A 24,215-nucleotide genomic window follows, 5' to 3' on the forward strand; every position below is an offset into this window, starting at 1 on the left:
GCGGTGATCCACGGTTGCAGCCGCGGGCTCCGGTGTCACGGTCGGCGGGAACGGCAACCGCGAAGTCCGGCCAGCGCGGGCGCGGGCCCTTAAGGGCCCGGCTCCGGGGAATGCCGGGGCCATCGGCCGGTGCCGGCGGGCGGTTCCATGGTCGAATGCGTGTATGAGCGACAGCGACACGACAGCTACGCCCGCTAACGCCGACCCCCGCGGCAGCTCCGCCCCCGCCGCGGTCCTGGCCCCGCTCGACGACCGTCTCGCGGACCTCGTGGCCCTCTACGAAGACCTGCACCGCCACCCCGAACTCGGCTTCCAGGAGACCCGTACGGCCGCCGAGGCCGCCCGCCGGCTGACCGCCTGCGGCTATGACGTCACCACCGGCATCGCGCAGACCGGCGTCGTCGGCGTACTGCGCAACGGCCCCGGGCCCGTGGTCCTGCTGCGCGCCGACATGGACGCGCTGCCCGTCACCGAGAACTCCGGCCTGGACTACGCCTCCACGGTCCCCGGCCGGATGCACGCCTGTGGGCACGACGTCCATGTCACCTGCCTGCTGGGCGCCGCCGACCTGCTCGCGGCGGGCCGTGAGCACTGGTCCGGCACCCTGGTCGCGCTCTTCCAGCCCGCCGAGGAGGTCGGCAGCGGCGCCCGCGCCATGCTCGACGCCGGCCTCTACAGCGACAGCCTGGTCCCCACCCCCGATGTGGTGCTGGCCCAGCATGTCGCCCCGTTCGGCGCCGGGCTGATCGCCTACTGCCCCGGCCCCTGCATGGCGGCCGCCGACAGCCTGGAGATCACCTTCCACGGCACCGGCGGCCACGGCTCACGTCCCGAGACCACCATCGACCCGATCCTGATGGCGGCGTCCTTCGTCCAGCGGGTGCAGTCCGTAGTGGCCCGCGAGGTCGCCCCGAAGGACCAGGCAGTGGTCACGGTCGGCTCGTTCCACGCCGGGGACAGCGCCAATGTGATACCCGACCGCGCCGTCGTACGGCTCAGCGTCCGCACCTTCGACGAAACGGTCCGCACCGCCGTGCTCGCCGCCATCGACCGCATCGCGCGCGCCGAGGCCGCCGCCTCCGGCGCGGACCGCACCCCCGACACCGAGGTCCTGGACTCCTTCCCTGTCACCGTCAACGACGCCACGACCCTGCGGGAGGTCAACGAGCAGTTCACCGAACTCTTCGGCGCGGAGCGGCTGTTCGCCTACGACCCGGCCGCCGGCAGCGAGGACGCCGGCCTGCTGGCGACCGCCGCCGGGGCCCCGCTCTACTACTGGTGGCTGGGCGGCTGGGACCCGGAGGAATTCCGGACGGCGCTGGCGGCCGGCCGGCTCGCCCAGGACATCCCGTCGAACCATTCGCCGCACTTCCTTCCCGTGGTCCGGCCGACGCTCACCATGGGGGTGGAGGCGCTGACGGCCGCGGCGCTCAGCCGGCTGGGGGGTGAGGGGAAGGGGTGAGGGAGGCGGCGATGCGGCGGGTGTGAGGGGGGTGGCGGGGCCGGTCCGGGCGGGGCGACGGCCGTGTTTGACCTTGCCCTTGGGGCAAGCCCCAGCATCGGGCGTGCCGGGCGAGGTGCCCGGTACGAGGAGGACGGACGGGTGGACGGAGACGGGCGCGCGGCGCCGTACGACGACGCTGCGCTGCTGACCATCGGGGCGTTCGCACGGGCCTCCCGGCTCTCGCCGAAGGCGCTGCGCCTCTACGACGAGCTCGGCCTGCTGCCCCCGGCCCATGTCGACCCGCACAGCGGCTACCGCCACTACGCCCCCGCCCAGTTGGAGCGGGCCCGGCTGGTGGCCTGGCTGCGCCGGCTCGGTATGCCGCTGGCCCGTATACGCGAGGTGTGCGAGCTGGCACCGGACGCTGCGGCCGTGGCGGTCGCCGCGTACTGGGCGCAGGTCGAGGCCGACACCGCGGCCCGCCGGGACCTCGCCGCCTTCCTCGTCGACCAGCTGGAGAGGAAGAACACCGCCATGACCACACCCCACACGCCCTTGACGATGCGCTGCGCCGCCCTGACCGACCAGGGGCTGGTGCGCACGGCACACCAGGACGCCGCGCACGCCGGCCCACGGCTGCTGGCCGTCGCCGACGGCTACGGCCCCGGCGGCGGCCAGGCCGCGAAGACCGCCATCGAGGCACTCCAGGGCCTGGAAGACCAGGACCTGACCGCGGCGGACCTGCTCGGCGCGCTGGAGGACGCGGCCCATCGCGCCCATCGCGCCCACCGGGACCAGCGGGACCACCGCGCCGCCCCGGCGGCGGACGAGGCGACCGGCAGTACGACCGGCAGCACCCTCACCGCGCTGCTCCGCTCCGGCACCCAGCTGGCGCTGCTGCACGTCGGAGACTCCCGCGCCTATGTCCTGCGTGACTCCGGCCTCTTCCAGATCACCCACGACCACAGCCTGGTCCAGTCGCTGATCGACGAGGGCCGGCTCACCCCCGAGGAGGCCGCCTTGCATCCGCAGCGCGCCCAACTGCTGCGGTCCCTCGACGGGGCCACCGAATTCGCCCCCGATCTGCAACTCCTGGAGGCCCGGCCGGGGGAGCGCTATCTGCTGTGCACCGACGGCCTGACCGGGGTGGTGCCGGCCGAGACCATCCAGCAGGTGCTGACCGGAGCCGGCGACCCCGACCAGGCCGTACGCGAACTGATCCGGCTGGCCCGCGAGGCGGGAGCGCCGGACAACGTGGCGTGTGTGGTGGCGGAGATGACGGGGGCTTAGGGCGGGGTGGGGGCGATCCCCTAAGGGGGAGGTGTGCCCCTTGCATGAGCCCTGCCCGGTAGGGGGTGTGGTTACGCCAGGCCCTTGAGCATCCCCTTGAAGTAGAGCTGCGGCAGCCCGTAGCGCTTGAGGAACCACATGTCGGTGCGCTCCCGGGTGGTGTCGAGGAAGGGGATCGAAGGAGTGGGCTGAAGGTCGTAGTCGAACTCGGCGAGCAGCATCTTGTGCCGGGCGGTGACCAGCGGACAGGAGGTGTAGCCGTCGTAGCGGGCGGCGGCGGGACGGCCGCGCAGCCCGGCGAGGAGATTGGCGACCGCGACCGGAGCCTGCTTGCGGATCGCGGCGCCCGTCTTGGACGTCGGCAGATTCGCGACATCGCCGAGCACGAACACATTCGGGAAATCCGGGTGCTGGAGGGTTTCCCGGTCGGCCTTGACGTACCCGTACGGGGAGTCGGGGTCGGCGAGCGGGCCGTCCGCCAGCCACTGGGGGGCGCGCTGCGGCGGTACGGCGTGCAGCAGGTCGTAGTGAACGGTCTCGGCCTTGCCGGTGGTGTGATCGGTGATCACTGCCTCGCGCGCCGCACCGTCGAGGCGGGTCATCTCCGAACTCAGCCGCACCTCGATGCCGTACCGCCGGGCCGTCTCCGTCAGCGCACGGGAGAACACCGGCACCTTGAACATCGCGGGCTCCGGAAGCACCAGGATCGTGCGGATCGCACCCAGCACCCCGCGCTTACGCCAGTGATCCGCCGCCAGATACGCGATCTTCTGCGGCGCGCCGCCGCACTTCACCGGCCCGGACGGCATGGTGAACACCGCCGTCCCGCTCCGCATCCGGCGGATCAACTCCCAGGTCAGCGGCGCGAGATCGGGCCGGTAATTGCTGCTCACCCCGCCGTGGCCGAGAGCCGCGGCGAGACCGGGCACCCCGTCCCAGTCGAGCTGGAGGCCCGGCGCGAGCACCAGCCGCCCGTAGGAGAGGACCCGGCCCGAAGCGGTGGTCACCGTCCGCGCGGTCGGGTCCACGGCGGTGGCGCGCTCCCGCAGCCAGCGCACCCCCGGCGGGATGACATCAGCCTCGGTGCGCAGCGAGGCACGCAACGGCGCCTGACCGCCGCCGACCAGCGTCCACAACGGCTGGTACCAGTGCGTCTCGGACGGCTCCAGCAGCGCGATGTCCCGCACACCGGCACGGCGTAACCGGGCGGCGACGGTGATGCCGGCGGTGCCGCCGCCGACGATGAGGACCTGGTGATGGGACGGGGCGGCGGGTGCGGGGGCCATGTGTTTCCTCCTGGAGGTGGTCGGAATCGGGTGGTCGGTATACGGGGTACGAGGTCCGGGGTACGGGGCGTGGGGCTACCAGAGACGGGGCAGCGCAGTGGCGGCCATGATGACGGCGAGGACGGCGACCAGGCAGGCGAAGGCGGTGGCCAGCACCTGAGGCCGCAGCCGGGTGGTCAGACGGTTGCCGAGATGACTGCCGAGCGCCGCACAGGCTGCGAAGCCGGCCAGCAGCGGCCAGTCCAGGGACCCGGTGCCGGCCCGGGTGGCCAGCGCCGTAAGGGAGTTGATGAGGATGACGAGAAGCGAGGTGCCGATCGCGACCGGCATCTCCAGACCCAGCACCAGAGTGAGGGCCGGCACGACGACGAAACCACCACCGACCCCGAAGAACCCGGTGAGCAGCCCGACGGCGGAGGCGGTCACGGCAAAGCGGACGGGCCGCAGGGGCGCCGGGCGGGCGGAGCCGTTCACCTTGCCGGCGGGGGGCGGAACCGCGGTGTCCCGTGAGGGGGCGGGCTCCGAGGGCTTCTGTAAGGGGAGCGACTCCGCGGGCTCTTGGGGGGATGGCGACTCCGCGGACGTCGAGAGGGGCACGGGTCCTGCTGACTCCTCTGGGGCGGGCGACTCCACCGGCTCCCGTGAGGCGGGCGACTCCACCGGCTCCCGTGAGGCGGGCAACTCCGCCGGCTCCCGTAAGGACGGCAACTCCCCGGGTTCCACCAGGGAATCCGCCCCTGCCGCACCCCGTAAGGGCACAGCCTCCGGCAAGCCTCGGACCGGTGTCCCCTCCCTTGGCTCCCGTAAGGGACGGGTCTCCGCCGCCCCCCGCCGCTCGCCCCGCCCCCGTAACACCAGCATCGCTGCCACCACGAGCAGCAGCCCCGCGAACGCCGCCATCAGCACCGTGGGGTCCAGGGCCGCGCTCCACCGGGAGCCGAGGTAGCTGCCCGCCGTCCCCAGGGCCCCGAACGCCGCACCGGCCGCCCACCGGACCCGCCCGGCCCGGCCGTGACACAGCAGCCCGGTCACCGCGCCGACCGTGACGACGACCAGCGCCCCCGCGGTCGCCTCGTGCGGCGACTGCCCCAGCAGATAGACCAGGACCGGCACCGCCAGCACCGAACCGCCCCCGCCGAGCGCCCCCAGCAGCAGCCCGATCAGCAGCCCGCACGGCAGCGCCGCCAGGGCTACGAGGACGGACACGAGGCCCGCGGCGCAAGGGCGACGGCCCGGCTGTCGCCGGACCACTCCGCGACGAAGGTGAACCGGTCACCGCGCACCACCGTCTCGCGCCACTCCACCGGCCGCTCCCCGGCCTGCCCGAGCCGCTCGATGGCGAACGCCGCCTCCCGGTCGGCCAGCCCCAGCAGCCACGCCTGCCGGATGTCCGGCAGAAACGGCTGGATCCGCTCCCGGCCACCGGAGACCTTCACCTCACAGCGCCGCGTCAGCTCGCCGTAGAGCGAGGTGTGCCCGAAGTCGGCCTCCAGCAGCGGCTCGGCGACCTCGGCGGGCAGATACGCGGTGTCATGTGCGAGCGGCTCACCGTCCGCGAGCCGCAGCCGCTCCAGCACGACCAGCGGCGCCTCCGGGACCAGCCCCAGATGCCCGGCGACCGTGCCGTCCACGGTCCGCTCCAGCCGCAGCACCTCGCTGCGCTGCTCCACCCCCTGGCCCTCCAGCTCGCGGAAGAGGCTGTAGAGCGAGCCCAGCGGCTGCTGGATGCGACGGGTGTCCAGCCGGCTCGCCCGGCCGCGTTCGGCGATCACCAGGCCCTCGGCACGCAGTTTGCGCAGCGCCTCCCGGACGGTGTGCCGGCTGACCTCGTACTCGCCGGTGAGCCGGTGCTCGGCCGGAAACTCCGCACGGAACGCCCCGGCCTCCATCCGGCGGCGCAGATCGGCGGAGAGCTGCGCCCACAGGGGCAGCGGCGAGCGCCGGTCCAGGGGACGCGGGCCGTGCGCGCCGCGCGGCGGCTCGGTCGTCATGGTGGATTCCTCCGCGGGCGTACGGGGGTTGCAGGGGTGCTGCCGGAGCGAGGGACGCCGAGCGCAAGCGCCGACCGACAACAGTCAATGCCCGGCCAAGAGATCTCGACCCCCTACGGGTTGACGGGACGCCAGACCTGCGCGGCTTGTCGCCCGCCCTCCGGCTACCTAATGTACGTACATCCGTGCATCCGCACAACGCACCTGCCCGAACGGGCCCCGGCCGCCGCGCACGGGCCCCGCGCACCCCTGGAGGCCGACCGTGCACTTCGCGCAGTACTACCTCGACTGCCTCTCCCAGGCGTCGTATCTGATCGGCGACAAGACCACCGGACGCGCCGTCCTCGTCGACCCGCGCCGCGACATCGACGACTACCTGCACGACGCGGAAGCCGCCGGCCTGCGGATCGAACTCGTCATCGAGACGCACATTCACGCCGACTTCCTCTCCGGCCACCTCGAACTCGCACGGGCCACCGGCGCCACCATCGCCTTCGGTGAGGCCGCTGAAACCGGCTTCCCCATACGGCGGTTACGGGACGGCGAGCGCCTCTCGCTCGGCGCGGACGACGGCCAGGGGGTCACCCTCACCGTTCTCGCCACCCCCGGCCACACCCTCGAATCCATCTGCCTGGTCCTGCGCGAACACCCCGACGACGAGGTGCCGTTCGGCGTGCTCACCGGCGACACCCTCTTCGTCGGCGACGTCGGCCGCCCCGACCTGCTCTCCGCCGCCGGGCACACCCCGCAGGACATGGCCGCCCGACTCCACCGCTCCCTGCACACCAAACTCCTCACCCTCCCGGACGCGACCCGGGTCTTTCCCGCACACGGCGCCGGCTCCGCCTGCGGCCGCAGCCTCTCCAGCGAAACCAGCTCCACCATCGGCGACCAGCGCCGGTTCAACTACGCCCTCCAGCCCATGCCGGTGGACGACTTCATCCGCCTGGTCACCGCGGGACAGCCCGCCACCCCCGGCTACTTCGCCCACGACGCGGCCCTCAACCGCGACGGCCACCCCCTCCTGGAACCCGGCCCGCCGCCCGCCCTCACCCTGGACGAGGCCCTCGCGGCCCGCGACCAGCAAGGCGCCGTCCTCCTCGACTGCCGCCCCCTGGCCGCCTACACCCGCGCGCACCTGACCGGCTCACTCCACACGAGCCTCGACACCCGCTTCGCCGAATACGCCGGCAGCGTGGTCACCCCCGGCACCCCGATCGTGCTGCTCACCGACCCCGGCACCGAACAGGAAGCCCGCCTCCGCCTCGCCCGCATCGGCTACGACCACGTCCTGGGCCACCTACCCGACCCGGCCGCCGCACTGGACCGCAGACCGGCCCTCAGCAGCCACAGCCGCCGCATCCGCTATGAGGAACTTGGCCTGAGGGAGCCGCAGTTGGAGGGGGCAGCGGGGACAGCGGGGACGGCAGGGCAAGCGGGGCCAGCGGGAACAGTGGGGGCCGATGAGTCCCGGACGGGCGTCACAGAGCCGGCCGACTCCGTACCGACGGACTCCCTGCCCACCGACTCCCGGCCTACCGGCTCCCGGCCTACCGGCTCCCTGCCTACCGATTCCCTGCCCACCGACTCCGTACCGGGCGACATCCAGCTGATCGACGTCCGTAACCCGACCGAGTACGAGGCAGGCGCCCTCCCCGGCGCCCGCAACCTCCCTCTGGCCGGCCTACCCCACCGCATCGCCGAACTGGACCCGTCCCGCCCGGTGGTCCTGTACTGCCGCAGCGGCAACCGGTCGGTGATCGCGGCAGCGCTGCTGGAGGCGCGCGGGTTCGCCGACGTCTGCGATGTGATCGGGGGGTACGACGCGGTGGGTACGAGCGCGCAGTAAGCGCCCGGTCCGGTGGGGCAGTTCACGTGTGCACAGGCGCCGCACGGCGCGGTGTCCCGCGACCAGCAGCGGCAGTGACGGCGGCGCAAGCGCACGCAACACAGCGGTGAGTGACACCGAAGAGCGCCAGCCCGGCCCGTCAGCGTCCGGCGTCGCCCGTACAGATCCCCGAGACGACCGGCAGGGGCGGCATCAGGGCCCCCGGCAGCAAGGAGATAGCCACTGCCGACCCAGGGGTGCCGTCGCAGCGCCGTGCAGGGCTCCGCGGACTACGGGTAGCGCCGGACGCAGCGCGAAGGCGTCCAGTTCGACACAGAACGCGCCGAGGGCGACGGCGGGCAGCGCCCAACGGGCCTGCGCGTCCAGGTGGAGATGCGGTTCGGGTCTCGGCATGACGGGCAAAGGGGCCGCCTCTCACGGGGCCGCCTCGGCGCTTGCGGAGGAAGAACGAGAAATGGGAGGGGCGAGGGGGATGAAGTGCACCGGAAAGGGGCAGGAACCCGGAAGCGGATTGCGCGCACGGCCAGGGAAACCGGAGACATGAGCCGGGACGGCCACTACGGCGACCGGAAGAGGCTGGGCCGCAGCGCTCTGCTGCCGCGTGGTGCGGGAAGGCGCGGCGTCGACGCCGTACAACGGACGTTCAGCAATCGTTGATCGGTGATCTCCATGCTGAACCGCATGTTGAGCCGTGTGACTTCAGAGCATGCAGACGACGCCCGGGAACTGCAAGAGCCGGAGGCGTCGCGGATCGCCCTCACCTGGAGTGGGGAGCCCGGGCGCCAGGAGGAGCTGACGCACGGCATGCTCCTCGACCAGGCCGAACGTGCCGCCGCCGTCCTCAGGCGGCTCGGTGTACGGGCCGGTGACCGGGTCGCGGTGCATCTGCCGCTGGTGCCCGAGTCGGTGATCGCCACGCTCGCCTGCGGGCGTCTGGACGCGATACGCGCCACGCTGCCGGTCTCCCTGACGGTGCCCGAACTGGTCGCGCGGACCCGCGAGTCCTCGGCCCGGGTACTGATCACGGCCGACGCAGCGTTCTGGGACGGCGCCGTACGGCCGGTGAAGCCCCTGCTCGACCACGCACTGGCCCGGAGCGCTGCCGCAGACGGAGCCATGGACCGAACCGTCCTGGTGGTGAACCGCTGCTCCCGCCCGGTCTCCTGGAAACCGGGCCGCGACATGTGGTGGCACGAGGCACTGGGCGTACCGTCCGCGGCCCACTGACGGCGCCATCGCGGCAGGCGGGCGGCGGCCTGCTTGCTCCACGCAGCGTGGCCTGGCATCAAGGGGGCTGCCAGGAGCGGGGGGGGGCGAGGCCCTTCAAGTGGCTCGCGGGGCGCGGACTTCGGGGGAATCGTTTCAAGGGGTGGGGCCCCTCGGCGGAATCCTTCGCAGAGCGTGGCCAGGAGCCAGGAGCCAGGAGCCAGGAGCCGAAGAGCGGGTCTTTCGGGGAGCGCGGCTCTTGGGGGAGAGCGGCGCGAGGGGAGCCGGTGGGCTGGGGGCCCTGCGGGGGCGTGGCGCTTCGGGGGGAGCGCGGCGCAGGCCTGGCGGATCGGGGGAGGGGCGGGGCGTAGCCCTGGAGGCATGGCGCTCGGGGGAGCGCGGAGCGGGGGCGCGCGGCGCCTCGAAGGGCGCGGTGCTCGGAGGGGCGGTGGGCTGGGGGCCCAGCGCTCCGGGGCGCGGCCCGGGTGTGCGGGGCTCTGGCGAAGCCGCGGCGGGGGCCGTGCCTCTCCGGGGGTACGGCGGGGGGCGTGCCTCTTCGATGGGGCGACGGGGGCGTGCCCTTTCCGGGGGTGCGGCAGGGGGGCGTGCCTTTTCGGGGCTGCGGCGGGGGCGCGGCGCTGCGGGAGAGTGCGGCGTGGGGCCTGGAGGTTCGGGGATGCGGCGGCGGCCTAGCCCTTGGAGGCGCGGCGCTTGGGGAGCGTGGCGCGGGGGAGTCTGAGCCTCGGATGCGCGGTGCTCGGAGGGGCGGTGGGCAAGGCCCGGTGCTTCGGGGCGTGACGCGGGTGTGCGGGGCCCTGGGGAAGCTCGGCGGGGGCGTGCACTCAGGGGCGGCCGGCGGGGCATGGGGCGGGGGACCCTGGGGATTCGGGGAACGCGAGGCTCAAGGCCCGGCAAGGAAGGCCCCGTGCTTTGGGCGTGACGCGGAGGGCGGCCCTTGGGGGAAGCCCAGTGCGGTCGAGCCCGGCGTTCCAAGGGAGCTCAGCCCAGCCCCGTACGCCTGAAGAGACGGCCGCACTGAAGGGGCTCGGCTCTCACCGACTGACGAGCTTCACGACGTCACCCACCGACGAGGCAGAGCCCGCAGAGCCCGTACAGCCCGCAGAGCCCGTGCCCGTACAGCCTCACCCACTCAGGTCACCAAACGGGCCATTCGCCTCATCCGCGCCTAGCGTGGAGCACGTGTGAAGCGCCGGCCCCGACAACCTGCCGAGCTCCAGCCTGAGCATCGGCCCAAGCGCTGGTCCCCACATCACTCCGATCAGCGGCCCCCTTCCCCCCCCCCCGGGGCCCCGGGCCCTCCCCCCCCCACCCCGCCCCACCTCACCCCAACCCCGCCCCAACTCCGCCCCCCACCGGAAAGGCCGTCGGCCCATGGCTCGTCATGAGTACGCGCACCCCCGCCACCCCCTGCCCAGCAGTGATCGCAGGTGGCCCCTCAGGCGTAGCCTCGCGTCACAGGGGCCGCCGACCCGGCCCCATGACGGACATCGCCCGCACCCCATACCCACCCACGACAAGGGCCGCTAAGGCAGCGGGTGTTCGCCTCCCCTCCCACTTGGCTCACGTCGCTTGCTGGGCGGCCATGTCCTGCCCGTGAGGGTGTGCGGGCTTACCGGTAACCCGGTAGAGGTCGTGTTGTTTGGTAGCCGCACCCCACGGGGCGCCCCTGGCTGCCCCCGCCGCCCGCCTCGGACATCGGTATCCCGGTCCCGCAGGTATGCCCGACGGGCGGCAATGACACGATGGGGGAATGGTGACAAAGCCCGAAGAATCCTCGGAGTGCCGGTCCATAGTTCCCGAGCCCTGGGCGGATGGGGAATCCCTGCACGCTGAGCTCCTCGCGGCGAAGAAGTGGGTTTACGACCCCTGTGGATTCACCTGCTCCCGGCCAATTCCCGAAGCGGAGAGTGCTGAGTACGCGGCACATGAATTCAGTCTCGACGGTTCCTCCGTCCGGTTCCGGGTCGCCAAGACCACCCCGACGAAGGTCGGTCAGTTCGTCACGGTGTGGAAGCGGAGCCCGGGCGGGCCGATTCAGCCGTTCGACGCCGGGGATCCGGTGGATCTTTTCGTCATCAGCGCTCGCGAAGGCGGCCACTTCGGGCACTTCGTCTTTCCGCGCGAGGTGCTCTGTGAGCGCGGCATCGTTTCCCGGAACGGCTCCGGCGGTAAGCGGGCGTTTCGCGTCTATCCGCCGTGGGTGGAGACCACCAACCGGCAGGCCCGCGCCACCCAGGCGTGGCAGGTGAACCACTACCTCCAGATCCCTGAGGACGGGCCCCTCGATGCGGCCCGCGCCCGGGCCCTCCATCAGCTCTGACCGACAGAGCCGGCCACCCCGTGGGACGGCGCGGCCCCCATTCATGCCCAGGTGCCCCGGCGCCGGGCGGCCCCGGCCCCAGCCCCACACCGCCCGCTCCGGTCCCAGCGCCAAGCCGTACGGTCCAGGCCGCCGCTCCGGTCCAAGCCGCCCGGTCCGTTCCAAGCCGACGTCTGACCCGCTCCCGACCCGCCCGTACCCTGGACACGTGAGCCCCACCCCCGAATCCGAGCCGGTGCCCGCGCCCCACGACGGCTCCGACGCCGAGCAGGCGCCCTCCGAGGCCGAGCAGGCGCCCTCCGCCGGCGCGCAGACTCCCTCCGACGCTGAGCGCACCCCTGCGCCCTCACCCGCCGTCCGCCCGGCGGCCTCCCGGCCCGCCGCGAAGCTGATCTTCGACGATCCGCTGAACCAGCAGTCCTCGGACGACACCGACCGCGGCTGGGGCGAGCGCCCGGCCGGGGGCGACAGCGCTGCCGACCTGGCCCGTTTTCTGGACGAGAAGCCGCCGCACCACCTCTGAGCGGGGTGCGTGGGCGGCGTCCGCAGGCCGCGGGCGTCTGTTACTCGTGGGTCTTCTGGGTGCCGATCGTGCCCGAGGTGGAAGTGGGCGCGAAAGGTGCGCCGGTGCGCTGGGCGAGCAGGGCATCGCGGATTTCGGTGAGCAGTTCGATCTCGGTGGGGTCGGCGGGGGCCGGCTCCAGCGCCTGCCGGGCCGCCTGGCGTTCCTTCCACTTGTTGATCGGAAGGATCATGAGGAAGTAGACGACCGCAGCGGTGATCAGGAACGTCAGGGCGGCGCTGAGCACCGAGCCCCAGAGGATGTAGATCCCGTCGGTGAAGGCGCCCGTCTTGGGATCCTTGGCGCAGGTGGCGGTCAGACAGGCCTGGTAGTGATCGAGGTTCTGTGAGCCGAGGGCGCCCACGATGGGGTTGATGATGCCCTTCACCACCGCGTTCACGATGTTGGTGAAGGCCGCACCGACGACGACCGCGACCGCGAGTTCGATGACGTTGCCGCGCATCAGGAATTCCTTGAATCCCTGAAGGACGCCCTTGCTCTCGCTCACCTGACAGCCTCTTTCCATGCTCACTACGGACGGTGCACCAACAATCAGCACCGCAACTTACGGCAGGGCAGGGCAGAGGTGTCCAGTCGTGTGACACGAACCATCCAGCGACCGGTGCGTCGGCACGGAATCGGTGGTTCCGGGGGAAAGGGCCGAGCGTGCGGGCCGTAGGGACGGAAACCGCGGTACCGGTGCGGTGGGCGCGCCCCCATTGGCGCGCGGCGGGTGCCCCGCCATTCGCAGCAGTCTCGCGTGGGGTGGGCGCGGAGGCCACTCGATCTTGGAGCATGGTCACCGCCCTCCCGGGGCCGCCGCCGACGGGCAGCCGGGGGCCGGAGCGTCCCGTACGGCACCGTACGACGCCCCGCCGGCCAGTGCTGCGGCGGTCAGCGCGAGACCTGCGGCCAGTAAGCGCTGCCGCGCGGGCCGTCCCCATCGGTGCCGGCCGCCGCCCGCCCGGACCGGTGCGAAGTGCGGCACTTCACACGGCGGGGGAGCGGGCAGCGGCGGGGAGAGGGACTCGGGGACGGTCAGGGAGGGGGAAGGGAGAGCGGGGGTGGTCCGGAGCATGGTGGCACCGCCTGAGAGTGAGGGGTCGGGTGAACCGCTGATCACCACCGTGCCGGAAGCCTCCGCCCGCCTGCTCCGGGCTGTGGACGGCCCGGCTCCTGTGGACAACTCGGCCACCCGGGAGGGGGAGGCCCAGGGCGCGTCCGCAAGGCCCCGCCGGGCTCGCGACACCTGGCATGGACGCACCACAAGCGCGAGTCCCCGCCCCCCCCGGCGGACGACGGGACCCAGCCGACAGGACCCGCCCTAGCGCTCCGCGAGGCGTTACGGCAGCTCGATGCCCAGGTCCCAGCCGGTGTGGGCGCCGGTGCACAGGCAGTCGCGGGCCGCGTTGTCGGGCAGGCCGGCGATCGCGTCGAAGAGGACCTCGCGCAGTCGGCCGACGTTCTCGGCGAAGACCCGGAAGACTTCGTCGTGGGAGACGCCCTCACCGGTCTCGGTGCCCGCGTCCAGGTCGGTGACCAGGGTCAACGAGGTATAGCAGAGGCCCAGTTCGCGGGCCAGGACGGCTTCGGGATGGCCCGTCATGCCGACCACCGACCAGCCCTGTGCGGCATGCCAGCGCGATTCGGCGCGGGTCGAGAAGCGGGGGCCCTCGATGACGACGAGGGTGCCGCCGTCGACCGGCTCCCAGTCCCGGCCACGGGCCGCCGAGAGGGCGGCCCGGCGCCCCGTGGGGCAGTACGGGTCGGCGAAGGTCAGATGGACGACGTTGGGGACGCTGCCGTCGGGGAGGGGCTCGCCGTCGAAGTAGGTCTGGGCGCGGGCCTTGGTGCGGTCGACGAGCTGGTCGGGGACCAGGAGGGTGCCCGGGCCGTATTCGGGGCGCAGCCCGCCGACCGCGCACGGGCCGAGGACCTGGCGTACGCCGAGCGAGCGCAGGGCCCAGAGATTGGCGCGGTAGTTGATGCGGTGCGGCGGGAGGTGGTGGCCGCGGCCGTGCCGGGGCAGGAACGCGACCTGGCGGCCGGCGATCTCTCCCAGGAACAGCGAATCGCTCGGGCGCCCGTACGGGGTGTCCACCGTGATCTCGGTCACGTCGTCGAGGAAGGAGTAGAAACCCGATCCGCCGATAACGCCAATCTCCGCGTCAGCCATGCCGATCACACTATCGGGGCGCGGCGGCGGGGGAAGGCGAGTGGCGGGAACGAAAGAAAGCCGTAAGCCGACGGACCCCGCCGTCGGTGACGGCGGGGTCCGGGCAGGTGCGGGGTCAGGCGGCGGAGCTGGTGCCCGAGCTGCTGCTGGTGGACGAAGCGGCGGCCGGGGCGGAGGACTTGCTGTCGGAGCTGCCGGACGAGGAGCTCGACGAGTCCGAGGAGGACGTCGTGCCCGACGTGGAGGCGCTCTTGGCGGGGCTGCTGCTGGACGACGAGCCGCGGCTGTCGTTGCGGTAGAAGCCGGAGCCCTTGAAGACGATGCCGACCGCGGAGAACACCTTCTTGAGGCGTCCGTTGCAGGCGGGGCACTCCGTGAGCGCGTCGTCGGTGAACTTCTGCACCGCCTCGAGGTCCTCGCCGCACTCGGTGCACTGGTACTGGTAGGTCGGCACTTGTCTTCCTCCTGGCACTCTCACTCGATGAGTGCTAACGACGCTCCATATTGCAGTATTCCCGCGCGCCAGTCCACCGTGACCGGCGGACGGTGACCCACTCCACGCTCGGTCAGGCGCGCGCCAGCTCCCGTTCGCGGTCCTCGAAAACGGCCGGGACCCGGTCCTCGGCGCCGTCCGCCGGGGCGCCGGCGACCACGGTCGAGGAACGCGGCAGCAGGTGGGCGCGGAGCGCCAGCAGCACCGTCAGGGCCAGCGCCGTACCGGCCAGCGGCACCAGGAAGCCCATGCTCGGGCCGAAGCGGTCCGCCAGCTGGCCCGACGAGGTGGCCGCGGCCGCCTGGCCCAGCGCGACCGCGCCGGTCAGCCAGGTGAAGGCCTCGGTGCGGGCGGCGGCCGGCACCAGCGACTCCACGAGGGTGTAGCCGGTGATCAGCGCCGGGGCGATGCAGAGGCCGACGACCAGGCCGACGGCACCCAGCAGCGGCACCGCGGTGACCGCCCACAGGGGGGTGGTGGCCAGCGCCAGCAGCCCGTAGGCGACCAGCAGCCGGCGCCGCGGGCCGACCTTCCAGGCGATCGCGCCGCAGGCGATACCGGCGAGCATGTTGCCGCCCGCGAAGATCCCGTAGAGCACGCCGTTGATGCCGGGCTGCCCGATGTGCTGGGTGAAGGCCGTCAGCGAGACCTGCATCCCGCCGAAGACGGCGCCGATGCCGAGGAACGCCACGATCAGGACGCGTACGCCGGGCACCGACAGCGCCGAGACCCGCGGCCGGTCGCCGGCCTGCGACCGGTGCACCGGGGGCTGGCTGCGCCGCTGCGCGGCGAACAGCAGCCCGCCGGCCAGGGTCAGCGCGGCCTCGGCGACCAGCCCGGCCGCCGGATGGATGCCGGTGCACAGCGCGGTCGCCAGTACGGGGCCGACCACGAAGGTGAACTCGTCGGTCACCGACTCGAAGGCGGCGGCCGTCGGCATCAGCGGACTGCCGCCGAGCCGGGCGGCCCAGCGGGCCCGCACCATCGGGCCGACCTGCGGCGTCGAGGCGCCCGTGGGGACCGCCACGGCGAGCAGCGCCCACAGGGGAGCGTGCGCGAGGGCGAGGATGATCAGCGCCGCGACACCGGCGACATGCGCCAGGACGCCGGGGATCAGCACCGCGCGCTGGCCGAAGCGGTCGGCGAGCTTGCCGCTCTGCGGCGCGAACAGCGCCATCGCCACACCGGTCGTGGCGGACACCGCGCCCGCGGTGCCGTACGAGCCGGTGGTGGACTGGACGAGCAGCACGATGCCGATCGTCAGCATGGCGAAGGGCTGCCGGGCCAGGAAGCCGGGCAGCAGGAATGTCCATGCACCAGGGGTGCGGAGCAGTGGTCCGTATCCGGAACGGGAGTCCTTGACCGCGGATGCCACGGCCGGGCCTTTCTGCCGCCTGGTAGCGCGCCACCCGCGAGGTCGTCACGGGAACGCGCCGAGAGCTGTCCTCTCGCGCAGGACCGAGTGATACCGCGTGGTCCGCACCGGAAGAGGTGGCTGCGTAAGGCAGGGGGACCGCGGCCGCCGAGCGGTCGCGCCAGCTCTGCATCAGGCAGAGTTGGTTCGTCGATGTGCCTCTTCATACTACAGGCTGCGGGGCGGGAAGCCCTGGGATCAGCCAGGTCTTCCCGCAGATTCCCTTGGGATCCGTGGAGAGATGCAGCACATTCCCGTCCAGGGAGCCGCCGGATCTCAGCGGTGGCGGTGGCGCGGCCGGCCTCCCGTGGGGCCGCCGGTCCCCAGCCAGCCGGCCAGCTTGCCGCCCTGGGAGACCGCCTGGAGCCGCCGCTCCGCCGCGTCGCGGACCGGATCGGTGGCGACCACCAGCAGCTCGTCGCCGCGCCGCAGCACCGTGGAGGGCGAGGGCACGAAGCTGGAGCCGTCCCGGACGACGAGGGTGACCGCGGCGCCCGCGGGCATCCTCAGCTCACCGACCTCGACGCCGTGCATACGGGAGGCCGGGCCGATGGACGTGGACAGCAGATGGCCGCGCAGCCGCTCCAGGGGCGCCGACTCGATGCCCAGGTCGGCGGGCTCCTCACCGTCGCCCAGCCGCAGCCGTCTGGCCAGCCAGGGCAGCGTCGGCCCCTGGATGAGGGTGTAGACCACGACCAGGACGAAGACGATGTTGAAGACCCGTTCGCTGCCGGGCACCTCGTTCACCATCGGGATGGTGGCCAGCACAATCGGCACCGCACCGCGCAGCCCGGCCCACGACAGCAGGGTTTTCTCCCGCCAGGGCACCCGGAACGGCATCAGCGCCACGAACACCGAGGTCGGCCGGGCCACCAGCGTCAGGATCATGCCGATCACCAGCGCCGGGACGATGTCGTCGATCAGGTTGTGCGGGGTCACCAGCAGGCCCAGCAGGACGAACATGCCGATCTGGCCGAGCCAGCCGAGGCCCTCGGCGAAGCCGCGGGTGGCCGGGGCGTGCGGCAGTTTGGCGTTGCCGAGGATCACCGCGGCCAGGTAGACGGCGAGGAAGCCGGAGCCGTGCGCCAGGGCGCCGGCCGCGTAGGCGGAGACCGCGATGGCCATGACGGCGATCGGGTACAGACCGGACGCGGGCAGCGCCACATGCCGCATGGCGTACGCGCCGAGCCAGCCGATGGCCAGACCGATGGCGGCGCCGATCGCCAGCTCCAGGGTGATCTCGCCGAGCAGGGTGTACCAGTGCTCGACCGGCCCCGCGGTGGAGAAGGCGACGACGAGGATGACCACGGGGGCGTCGTTGAAGCCGGATTCGGCCTCCAGTACGCCGGTCAGGCGGGCCGGCAGCGGCACACTGCGCAGCACGGAGAAGACGGCCGCGGCGTCCGTCGAGGAGACCACGGCACCGATCAGCAGCGCCTGGCGCCAGTCGAGTCCGGCCAGATAGTGCGCTCCTGTCGCGGTGACCCCCACGCTCACCGCGACGCCGACCGTCGACAGCGCTGCCGCCCGGGGCAGCGCCGGTCTGATCTCTTTCCACTTGGTGCCCAGGCCGCCCTCGGCGAGGATCACGACCAGCGCCGTATAGCCCAGGAGTTGGGTCAGCTCGGCGTTGTCGAAGATGACGCCACCGGGCCCGTCCTGTCCGATGGCGACGCCTATCCCCAGGTAGATGAGCAGGCTGGGGAGCCCGCTGCGCGAGGAGAGCCGTACCGCGGCGACCGCAATGAGCAGTACGAGCGAGCAGATCAGCAGGAGTTCGTTGAGGTGGTCGACAGACAGGAGCTGATCCTTCCTCGCACGGGTTCCGGTTCCGGGGGCGGCTTTCCTTACCCTATCTAGTTACTGAGACTAACAATTTACCATTACTTGAAGGTTGGCTGTGCTGGCGGTGACTCCGCGTAGGGGTCTTTGAACCCGTGCGCCTATGGTTGCTCCAGCACTCCCACCCTGCCCCTCGAAGGACAGAGATGCCCGCCAACAAGTCCGGCCCGGTCCCCAGGAAGAAGAAGGGGCGGCGCGGCCGCCTCGTCGCGATTACGGTCGTGCTGCTGCTCGTGGCGGGCATCGGCTTCGGCGCGTTCTGGGGTGTCAGTACCGTCCGTGCGTCGTTCCCGCAGACCACGGGCTCGCTCAAACTCCCGGGTCTGACCAACCCGGTGGACGTCACCCGCGACGCCCACGGCATTCCGCAGATCTACGCCGACACCGACGAAGACCTCTTCCGCGCCCAGGGGTACGTCCAGGCCCAGGACCGCTTCTGGGAGATGGACGTACGGCGGCACATGACCGCCGGCCGGCTCTCGGAGATGTTCGGCAAGGGTCAGGTCAAGACCGACTCGTTCCTGCGCACCCTCGGCTGGCACGACGTGGCGCAGAAGGAGTACGACACCAAGCTGTCGCCCAGCACCAAGAAGTACCTCCAGTCCTACTCCGCGGGCGTCAACGCCTACCTCAAGGACCACGAGGGTTCGGCGGTCTCCCTGGAGTACGCGGCGCTGGACTTCGAGAACGACTACAAGCCCGAGAAGTGGACCCCGGTCGACTCGGTGGCCTGGCTCAAGGCGATGGCCTGGGACCTGCGCGGCAACATGCAGGAGGAGATCGACCGGTCCCTGATGACCAGCCGCTTCACCCCCGCGCAGATCGCCCAGCTCTACCCGGACTACCCGTACAAGCGGAACAAGCCGATCGTCGAGGGCGGCTCGGTCGACCCCGCCTCCAAGCGGTTTACGCCCAGCGGTTCGGCGAACGCCGCCCCGGCCGGTCCCGGCGGGGCCACCGCCGGCCTCCAGTCGCAGCTGTCCTCGCTGTCCAAGACGATGAACGAGGTCCCGGCGCTGCTCGGCCCCAACGGCAACGGCATCGGCTCCAACTCCTGGGTCGTCTCCGGCGCCCACACCACCACCGGCAAACCGCTGCTCGCCAACGACCCGCACCTGGCACCCCAGATGCCGTCGCTCTGGTACCAGATGGGCCTGCACTGCCGCACCACGAGCCCCAAGTGCAACTACGACGCCTCCGGCTTCACCTTCTCCGGGATGCCCGGCGTCGTCATCGGCCACAACCAGGACATCTCCTGGGGCATGACCAACCTCGGCGCCGACGTCACCGACCTGTATCTGGAGAAGGTCAACGCCGACGGGTACTTCTACGACAACAAGCAGCAGCCCTTCATAACCCGCAAGGAGACCATCAAGGTCGCCGGCGGCGAGAGCCGCGAGATCACCGTCCGGTCCACCAGGAACGGGCCGATCGTCTCCGACCGCGACAGCGAACTGGTCAACGTCGGCAAGGACGCCCCCGTCGGCAACGCCGCCCCGGACCGCGGTGACGGCTACGCCGTATCGCTGCGCTGGACCGCGCTGGACCCCGGCAAGTCCATGGACGCCGTCTTCGAGATGAACCGCGCCAAGGACTGGAACGGCTTCCGCAAGGCCGCGGCCCACTTCGAGGTCCCGTCCCAGAACCTGATCTACGCCGACACCAAGGGCAACATCGGCTACCAGGCCCCCGGCCGGATCCCGGTCCGCGGCAAGGGGGAGGGCCAGTTCGACGGCACCTACCCGGCGCCCGGCTGGAACCCGAAGTACCAGTGGACCGGGTACATCCCGCAGAAGTCCCTGCCGTACGAGTACAACCCGAGGCGCGGCTACATCGTCACCGCCAACCAGGCCGTCACCGACGAGAAGTACCCCTACCTCCTCACCAAGGACTGGGGCTACGGCTCCCGCAGCCAGCGGATCAACGACCTGATCGAGTCGAAGATCAAGGACGGCGGCAAGGTCTCCACCGACGACATGCAGGCCTTCCAGAAGGACAACAGCAGCGAGATCGCCCGGCTGCTCACGCCCTACCTGACGAAGGTCGACATCAAGGACAAGTACGTCCGCGACGCCCAGCAGCTGCTGGAGGGCTGGGACTTCACCCAGGAGCCCGACTCCGCCGCGGCCGCCTACTTCAACGCCGTCTGGCGCAACACCCTCAAGCTCGCCTTCGGCAACAAGATGCCCAAGGAGGTGCGCCCCGACGGGCAGTGCCTCACCGTCCGCCCGGTCAACGAGACCGGCCCGGCCGACGAGAACGACAAGTACATCCGCGAATGCGGCGAGCGGGCCGGGGACACCGCCCAGCCCGACGGCGGCGACCGCTGGTACGAGGTCGTCCGCGGCATCCTCGACGACCCGGACAACGCCTGGTGGAAGACCGAGGACCGGCCCAACCGCCCCGGTGACAAGAACCGCGACCAGCTCCTGGCCCACGCCATGAAGGACGCGCGCTACGAGCTGACCTCCAAGCTGGGCAAGAACATCGACAACTGGAGCTGGGGACGGCTGCACCAGATGTTCCTGACGAACCAGACCCTCGGCACCGACGGACCCGGCATGCTCCAGGGCCTGTTCAACCGCGGCCCCTGGAACCTCGGCGGCGGTGAGGCCGCGGTCGACGCCACCGGCTGGAACGCCGCCGGCGGCTACGGGGTCACCTGGGTCCCGTCGATGCGGATGGTGGTCAACCTCGCCGACCTCGACAAGTCCCGCTGGATCAACCTCACCGGCGCCTCCGGGCACGCCTACGACGCGCACTACTACGACCAGACCGACAAGTGGGCCAAGGGCGACCTGCTGCCCTGGGCGTACAGCGAGAAGGCCGTGAAGAACGCGGGCAAGGACACGCTGACGCTGTCCCCGTAGGGGCGGGCGGCGGGCACGCCGCCACCTGGTGAGCGCCGAGCCGTCGGGCGGGCCGGAGGAATCCGGTCCGCCCGACGGCTTTCCGGCTCCTGCCGGGCGCGCTGCCCGACGGCTTTCCGGAAGCCGCCCGCCCGTATACGGCCCGCCTCAGCCCTCCGCGGACTCCCCCGGCTCCGTGAACCGGTGCACCCCCGACGGGGTCACCGCGGCATGCACATGACGGTCGTGCGGCTCGCCCGGCACCTTGGCCAGGACCTCCGCGTCGTACAGCAGCACCACCAGCGACGCCCGTGCCCCGGCCCGCTCCAGCCGCGCCAGCACCCGGTCGTAGGAGCCGCCGCCGCGCCCCAGCCGCAGCCCGCTGCGGTCCACCGCGAGCCCCGGCAGCAGCACCACGTCCGCCTCCGTGACGGCCTCCGGGCCCAGCCGCTGCCCGTCCGGCTCCAGCAGCCCGCGGCCGGCCCGTACGAGGCCCTCGGCGCCCTCGTAGAGCGCCCAGTCCAAGTCGTTGTCCGGCAGCAGCACGGGCAGCAGCACCTGCACCCCTTCGGCCCGCAGCAGATCGAGCAGGGCGCGGGTGGAGGGCTCACCGCCTATCGAGACATATGCGGCGACCGTCGGCAGCGCCCCGGGCCCCGACGCGACCGGCCACACCAACTCGTCCAGCTCCAGGGCACGTCGGGCCAGCGCCTCGCCCGTTGCCGCGACGACATCCCGCGGCAACGCTCTCCTCACCTCCAGGAGGTCCTGCCGCAACCTGCGCTTCCTATCGTGGCCAATGCTCACTGTGTGCCCTTGCTCCCGCTCTCATGCTCTATTCACCGGACCCTCATCATCGTGCCGATAGGGCCGGTTATGGTGGCGCGCATGACTCCATCGCACACACGGATCAGCAAGGCTGTCATCCCCGCAGCCGGCCTCGGCACCAGGTTTCTCCCCGCCACCAAGGCCACACCCAAGGAGATGCTCCCGGTAGTCGACAAGCCCGCCATCCAGTACGTGGTGGAGGAGGCCGCCGCCGCCGGGCTCTCCGACGTCCTGATGGTGACCGGCCGCAACAAGCGCCCGCTGGAGGACCACTTCGACCGCAATTACGAGCTCGAAGAGGCCCTGCACCGCAAGGGCGACGAGTCCCGCCTCGCCAAGGTGCAGGAGTCCAGCGACCTGGCGACCATGCACTACGTACGCCAGGGCGACCCCAAGGGCCTGGGCCACGCCGTGCTGTGTGCCGCACCACACGTGGGCGACCAGCCCTTCGCGGTCCTCCTCGGCGACGACCTGATCGACCCCCGCGACCCGCTTCTGGCGCGCATGGTCGAGATACAGGAGCAGCACGGCGGCTCCGTCATCGCCCTCATGGAGGTCGACCCGGCGCAGATCCACCTCTACGGCTGCGCGGCCGCCGCCCCCACCGGCGACGACGATGTCGTGGCCGTCTCCGACCTGGTCGAGAAGCCCGACCCGGCCGAGGCCCCCAGCAACCTCGCCATCATCGGCCGCTACGTCCTCGACCCGGCCGTCTTCGAGGTGCTGCGCAAGACCGCCCCGGGCCGCGGCGGCGAGATCCAGCTCACCGACGCCCTCCAGGCGCTGGCCGCCGACCCCGCCCTCGGCGGCCCGGTGCACGGCGTGATCTTCAAGGGCCGCCGCTATGACACCGGCGACCGCGGCGACTATCTGCGTGCCATTGTCCGACTGGCATGCGAACGTGAAGACCTGGGCCCGGACTTCCGGACCTGGCTTCGCAGTTACGTCACCGAGGAGATGTAAGACGTTGAACAACGCCACCGGCCGGACCAGCCACCAGGACCGCGTCTGGTCGGTGGCCGAGCATCTCGACGACGTGCTGTCGAAGATCGCTCCGCTCGACCCGATCGAGCTGCAACTCCTCGACGCCCAGGGCTGCGTCCTGGTCGAGGACATCACAGTCCCCGTCGCCCTGCCGCCCTTCGACAACAGCTCGATGGACGGCTACGCGGTCCGGGCCGCGGATGTCGCGGACGCCACGGACAGCGCCCCGGTCGCCCTCACCGTCATCGGCGATGTCGCGGCGGGCAGCGGCGAGCTGCCCGGGATCGGGCCCGGCCAGGCCGCCCGCATCATGACCGGCGCCCCGGTACCGCCCGGCGCCGAGGCCGTCGTCCCCGTCGAGTGGACCGACGGCGGTACGGGCCAGGGGCCGGCCGACACGATGCGCGCCCACAGCGCCGCCCCCCAGGACGCCGGCGGCGAGGTCCGCGTCCACCGCCCGGCCGCCGCCGGCGCCCATATCCGCGCCCGCGGCAGCGATGTCACCGAAGGCGAGACGGCCCTGCGGGAGGGCACGGTCCTCGGCCCCTCCCAGATCGGCCTGCTCGCCGCCATCGGCCGCGGCACGGTCCGGGTCCGTCCCCGCCCCCGCGTCGTGGTGCTGTCGACCGGCAGTGAACTGGTCCAGCCCGGCGAGGCGTTGGGCCCCGGCCAGATCCACGACTCCAACAGCTTCCAGCTCACCGCCGCCGCCCGCGCGGCCGGCGCCATCGCCTACCGCGTCGGCGCCGTCGCCGACGACGCCGACACCCTCCGCGCCACCCTGGAGGACCAGCTCATCCGGGCCGACATCCTTGTCACCAGCGGCGGTGTCAGCGTCGGCGCGTATGACGTCGTCAAGGAGACCCTGGTCGCCCTGTCCGCGACGGAGGCCGACGGCTCGCCCCTCGCGGGCGGCACGGTCGAGTTCCGCCGGCTCGCCATGCAGCCCGGCAAGCCCCAGGGCTTCGGCCTCATCGGCCCCGACCGCATCCCGCTGCTCGCCCTGCCCGGCAACCCCGTCAGCTCGTATGTCTCCTTCGAGCTGTTCGTCCGCCCGGCCATCCGCGCCCTCATGGGCCTGTCCGAGGTGCACCGCCCCACCACTCCCGCCCGGTGCACCGAGGCCGTCGCCTCCTCGCCCAAGGGGAAGCGCCAGTTCCTGCGCGGCTCCTACGACGCCGGGGCCGGCACGGTCACCCCCGTCGGCGGCGCCGGCTCCCACCTGATCAAAGCCATGGCGCACGCCAACGCGCTGATCATCGTCCCCGAGGACACCACCGAGGTCCCCGCGGGCGCGGACGTGGAGGTCGTCCTGCTCGGATAGCCCGCTGCCGCCGGGGGTACGGTGTCGTCCCACAGGCGGCAGTTTGGTACCGGGAGAACGATGAGCAGCGGCCAGCAACACCTCACCCATCTCGACGCGGCGGGCGCGGCGCGGATGGTCGACGTCTCCGGGAAGGACGTCACCGCCCGCACCGCTCGCGCCCGCGGCCGCGTCCTGGTGTCATCGCAGGTCATCGAGCTGCTGCGGGGGGGGGGGGGGGGGGAAGGGGGGGGCCCCGCCCCCCCCCCACCCCCCCGGGGCACCGGGGGCCAAAACCCCCCCCCCATGATCCCCCCCTTTTCCCCCCCTTCCCCTTTCAGTGTCCATGTTGAGCCC

Annotated in this window: 19 protein-coding genes; 9 read left to right on the forward strand and 10 right to left on the reverse strand. The window is 72.1% G+C overall.

All coding sequences use genetic code 11. From position 1 onward, the window contains the following. The first annotated feature begins 163 nt into the window (after positions 1-163). On the forward strand, positions 164-1,462 hold the full coding sequence (locus ACZ4XD_RS10345; protein WP_468040224.1) for an amidohydrolase: 1,299 nt from the start codon (positions 164-166) through the stop codon (positions 1,460-1,462). Between the two features lie 141 nt (positions 1,463-1,603). Then, complete coding sequence (locus tag ACZ4XD_RS10350; RefSeq protein WP_468040226.1) at positions 1,604-2,734, forward strand: MerR family transcriptional regulator; 1,131 nt, start codon at positions 1,604-1,606, stop codon at positions 2,732-2,734. A gap of 71 nt (positions 2,735-2,805) precedes the next feature. On the opposite strand, the gene ACZ4XD_RS10355 is transcribed toward ACZ4XD_RS10350, so the two are convergent. From ACZ4XD_RS10355 to ACZ4XD_RS10365, 3 genes are all read right to left on the reverse strand, one after another. After that, positions 2,806-4,020 carry an NAD(P)/FAD-dependent oxidoreductase gene (locus ACZ4XD_RS10355; RefSeq protein WP_468040228.1) on the reverse strand — a complete coding sequence of 405 codons (1,215 nt, stop codon included), beginning with the start codon at positions 4,018-4,020 and terminating at the stop codon, positions 2,806-2,808. Positions 4,021-4,095: 75 nt separating this feature from the next. Next, positions 4,096-5,226, reverse strand: a complete 1,131-nt coding sequence (locus ACZ4XD_RS10360) for a sulfite exporter TauE/SafE family protein (RefSeq protein ID WP_468040231.1) — start codon at positions 5,224-5,226, stop codon at positions 4,096-4,098. Then, a complete protein-coding gene (locus tag ACZ4XD_RS10365; protein WP_468040233.1) occupies positions 5,211-6,011 on the reverse strand; it encodes a GntR family transcriptional regulator in 801 nt (266 codons plus the stop codon). The genes ACZ4XD_RS10360 and ACZ4XD_RS10365 overlap by 16 nt, the downstream gene beginning before the upstream one ends. Positions 6,012-6,273: 262 nt before the next feature. On the opposite strand from ACZ4XD_RS10365, the gene ACZ4XD_RS10370 reads away from it, so the two are divergent. After that, a complete protein-coding gene (locus tag ACZ4XD_RS10370) occupies positions 6,274-7,860 on the forward strand; it encodes an MBL fold metallo-hydrolase (protein WP_468040235.1) in 1,587 nt (528 codons plus the stop codon). A gap of 192 nt (positions 7,861-8,052) precedes the next feature. Here ACZ4XD_RS10370 and ACZ4XD_RS10375 read toward each other — a convergent pair whose 3' ends face one another. Further along, positions 8,053-8,253 (reverse strand): hypothetical protein, encoded by a 201-nt coding sequence (locus ACZ4XD_RS10375; RefSeq protein WP_468040237.1) that lies wholly within the window; start codon positions 8,251-8,253, stop codon positions 8,053-8,055. A gap of 300 nt (positions 8,254-8,553) precedes the next feature. On the opposite strand from ACZ4XD_RS10375, the gene ACZ4XD_RS10380 reads away from it, so the two are divergent. The 3 genes from ACZ4XD_RS10380 to ACZ4XD_RS10390 all read left to right on the forward strand — a co-directional run bounded on the left by ACZ4XD_RS10380 (position 8,554) and on the right by ACZ4XD_RS10390 (position 11,930). After that, positions 8,554-9,087 carry an AMP-binding protein gene (locus ACZ4XD_RS10380; protein WP_468040239.1) on the forward strand — a complete coding sequence of 178 codons (534 nt, stop codon included), beginning with the start codon at positions 8,554-8,556 and terminating at the stop codon, positions 9,085-9,087. A gap of 1,750 nt (positions 9,088-10,837) precedes the next feature. Continuing rightward, positions 10,838-11,407, forward strand: a complete 570-nt coding sequence (locus ACZ4XD_RS10385; protein ID WP_468040241.1) for a MepB family protein — start codon at positions 10,838-10,840, stop codon at positions 11,405-11,407. A 208-nt stretch (positions 11,408-11,615) separates the two neighbouring features. Beyond that, a complete protein-coding gene (locus ACZ4XD_RS10390; protein ID WP_468040243.1) occupies positions 11,616-11,930 on the forward strand; it encodes a hypothetical protein in 315 nt (104 codons plus the stop codon). A gap of 40 nt (positions 11,931-11,970) precedes the next feature. On the opposite strand, the gene mscL is transcribed toward ACZ4XD_RS10390, so the two are convergent. The 5 genes from mscL to ACZ4XD_RS10415 form a co-directional block, all read right to left on the reverse strand. Then, positions 11,971-12,477 carry a large conductance mechanosensitive channel protein MscL gene (mscL, locus tag ACZ4XD_RS10395; protein ID WP_468040245.1) on the reverse strand — a complete coding sequence of 169 codons (507 nt, stop codon included), beginning with the start codon at positions 12,475-12,477 and terminating at the stop codon, positions 11,971-11,973. Positions 12,478-13,311: 834 nt separating this feature from the next. Continuing rightward, the gene (locus tag ACZ4XD_RS10400) at positions 13,312-14,145 is read right to left on the reverse strand and encodes an S-methyl-5'-thioadenosine phosphorylase (protein ID WP_468040247.1); all 834 of its coding nucleotides are present in this window, start codon (positions 14,143-14,145) and stop codon (positions 13,312-13,314) included. A 115-nt stretch (positions 14,146-14,260) separates the two neighbouring features. Then, a complete protein-coding gene (locus ACZ4XD_RS10405; RefSeq protein ID WP_468040249.1) occupies positions 14,261-14,599 on the reverse strand; it encodes an FmdB family zinc ribbon protein in 339 nt (112 codons plus the stop codon). 112 nt (positions 14,600-14,711) lie between these two features. Then, positions 14,712-16,013 carry an MFS transporter gene (locus tag ACZ4XD_RS10410; protein WP_468040250.1) on the reverse strand — a complete coding sequence of 434 codons (1,302 nt, stop codon included), beginning with the start codon at positions 16,011-16,013 and terminating at the stop codon, positions 14,712-14,714. 315 nt (positions 16,014-16,328) lie between these two features. Then, positions 16,329-17,852 (reverse strand): potassium/proton antiporter, encoded by a 1,524-nt coding sequence (locus ACZ4XD_RS10415; protein ID WP_468040431.1) that lies wholly within the window; start codon positions 17,850-17,852, stop codon positions 16,329-16,331. A gap of 188 nt (positions 17,853-18,040) precedes the next feature. Here ACZ4XD_RS10415 and ACZ4XD_RS10420 point away from each other — a divergent pair, with 188 nt between their 5' ends. Then, complete coding sequence (locus ACZ4XD_RS10420) at positions 18,041-20,764, forward strand: penicillin acylase family protein (RefSeq protein WP_468040251.1); 2,724 nt, start codon at positions 18,041-18,043, stop codon at positions 20,762-20,764. A 147-nt stretch (positions 20,765-20,911) separates the two neighbouring features. Here ACZ4XD_RS10420 and ACZ4XD_RS10425 read toward each other — a convergent pair whose 3' ends face one another. Continuing rightward, positions 20,912-21,520, reverse strand: coding sequence for a 5-formyltetrahydrofolate cyclo-ligase (locus tag ACZ4XD_RS10425; RefSeq protein ID WP_468040252.1), 609 nt, complete (start codon positions 21,518-21,520; stop codon positions 20,912-20,914). A 111-nt stretch (positions 21,521-21,631) separates the two neighbouring features. Between ACZ4XD_RS10425 and galU the strand changes: the two genes are divergently transcribed. After that, positions 21,632-22,534 carry a UTP--glucose-1-phosphate uridylyltransferase GalU gene (gene galU, locus ACZ4XD_RS10430; RefSeq protein ID WP_468040253.1) on the forward strand — a complete coding sequence of 301 codons (903 nt, stop codon included), beginning with the start codon at positions 21,632-21,634 and terminating at the stop codon, positions 22,532-22,534. A 4-nt stretch (positions 22,535-22,538) separates the two neighbouring features. Beyond that, positions 22,539-23,879, forward strand: coding sequence for a molybdotransferase-like divisome protein Glp (glp, locus tag ACZ4XD_RS10435; RefSeq protein WP_468040254.1), 1,341 nt, complete (start codon positions 22,539-22,541; stop codon positions 23,877-23,879). Positions 23,880-24,215: the final 336 nt, after the last annotated feature.

Source organism: Streptomyces sp. NPDC029466, assembly GCF_055574515.1.

Bases quoted from the DNA above. Each gene is read 5' to 3' on its own strand.
- ACZ4XD_RS10385 (WP_468040241.1), top strand. From the start codon at position 10,838: ATGGTGACAAAGCCCGAAGAATCCTCGGAGTGCCGGTCCATAGTTCCC.
- ACZ4XD_RS10365 (WP_468040233.1), bottom strand. From the start codon at position 6,011: ATGACGACCGAGCCGCCGCGCGGCGCGCACGGCCCGCGTCCCCTGGAC.
- ACZ4XD_RS10400 (WP_468040247.1), bottom strand. From the start codon at position 14,145: ATGGCTGACGCGGAGATTGGCGTTATCGGCGGATCGGGTTTCTACTCC.
- ACZ4XD_RS10345 (WP_468040224.1), top strand. From the start codon at position 164: ATGAGCGACAGCGACACGACAGCTACGCCCGCTAACGCCGACCCCCGC.
- ACZ4XD_RS10420 (WP_468040251.1), top strand. From the start codon at position 18,041: ATGCCCGCCAACAAGTCCGGCCCGGTCCCCAGGAAGAAGAAGGGGCGG.
- ACZ4XD_RS10355 (WP_468040228.1), bottom strand. From the start codon at position 4,020: ATGGCCCCCGCACCCGCCGCCCCGTCCCATCACCAGGTCCTCATCGTC.
- ACZ4XD_RS10375 (WP_468040237.1), bottom strand. From the start codon at position 8,253: ATGCCGAGACCCGAACCGCATCTCCACCTGGACGCGCAGGCCCGTTGG.
- galU (WP_468040253.1), top strand. From the start codon at position 21,632: ATGACTCCATCGCACACACGGATCAGCAAGGCTGTCATCCCCGCAGCC.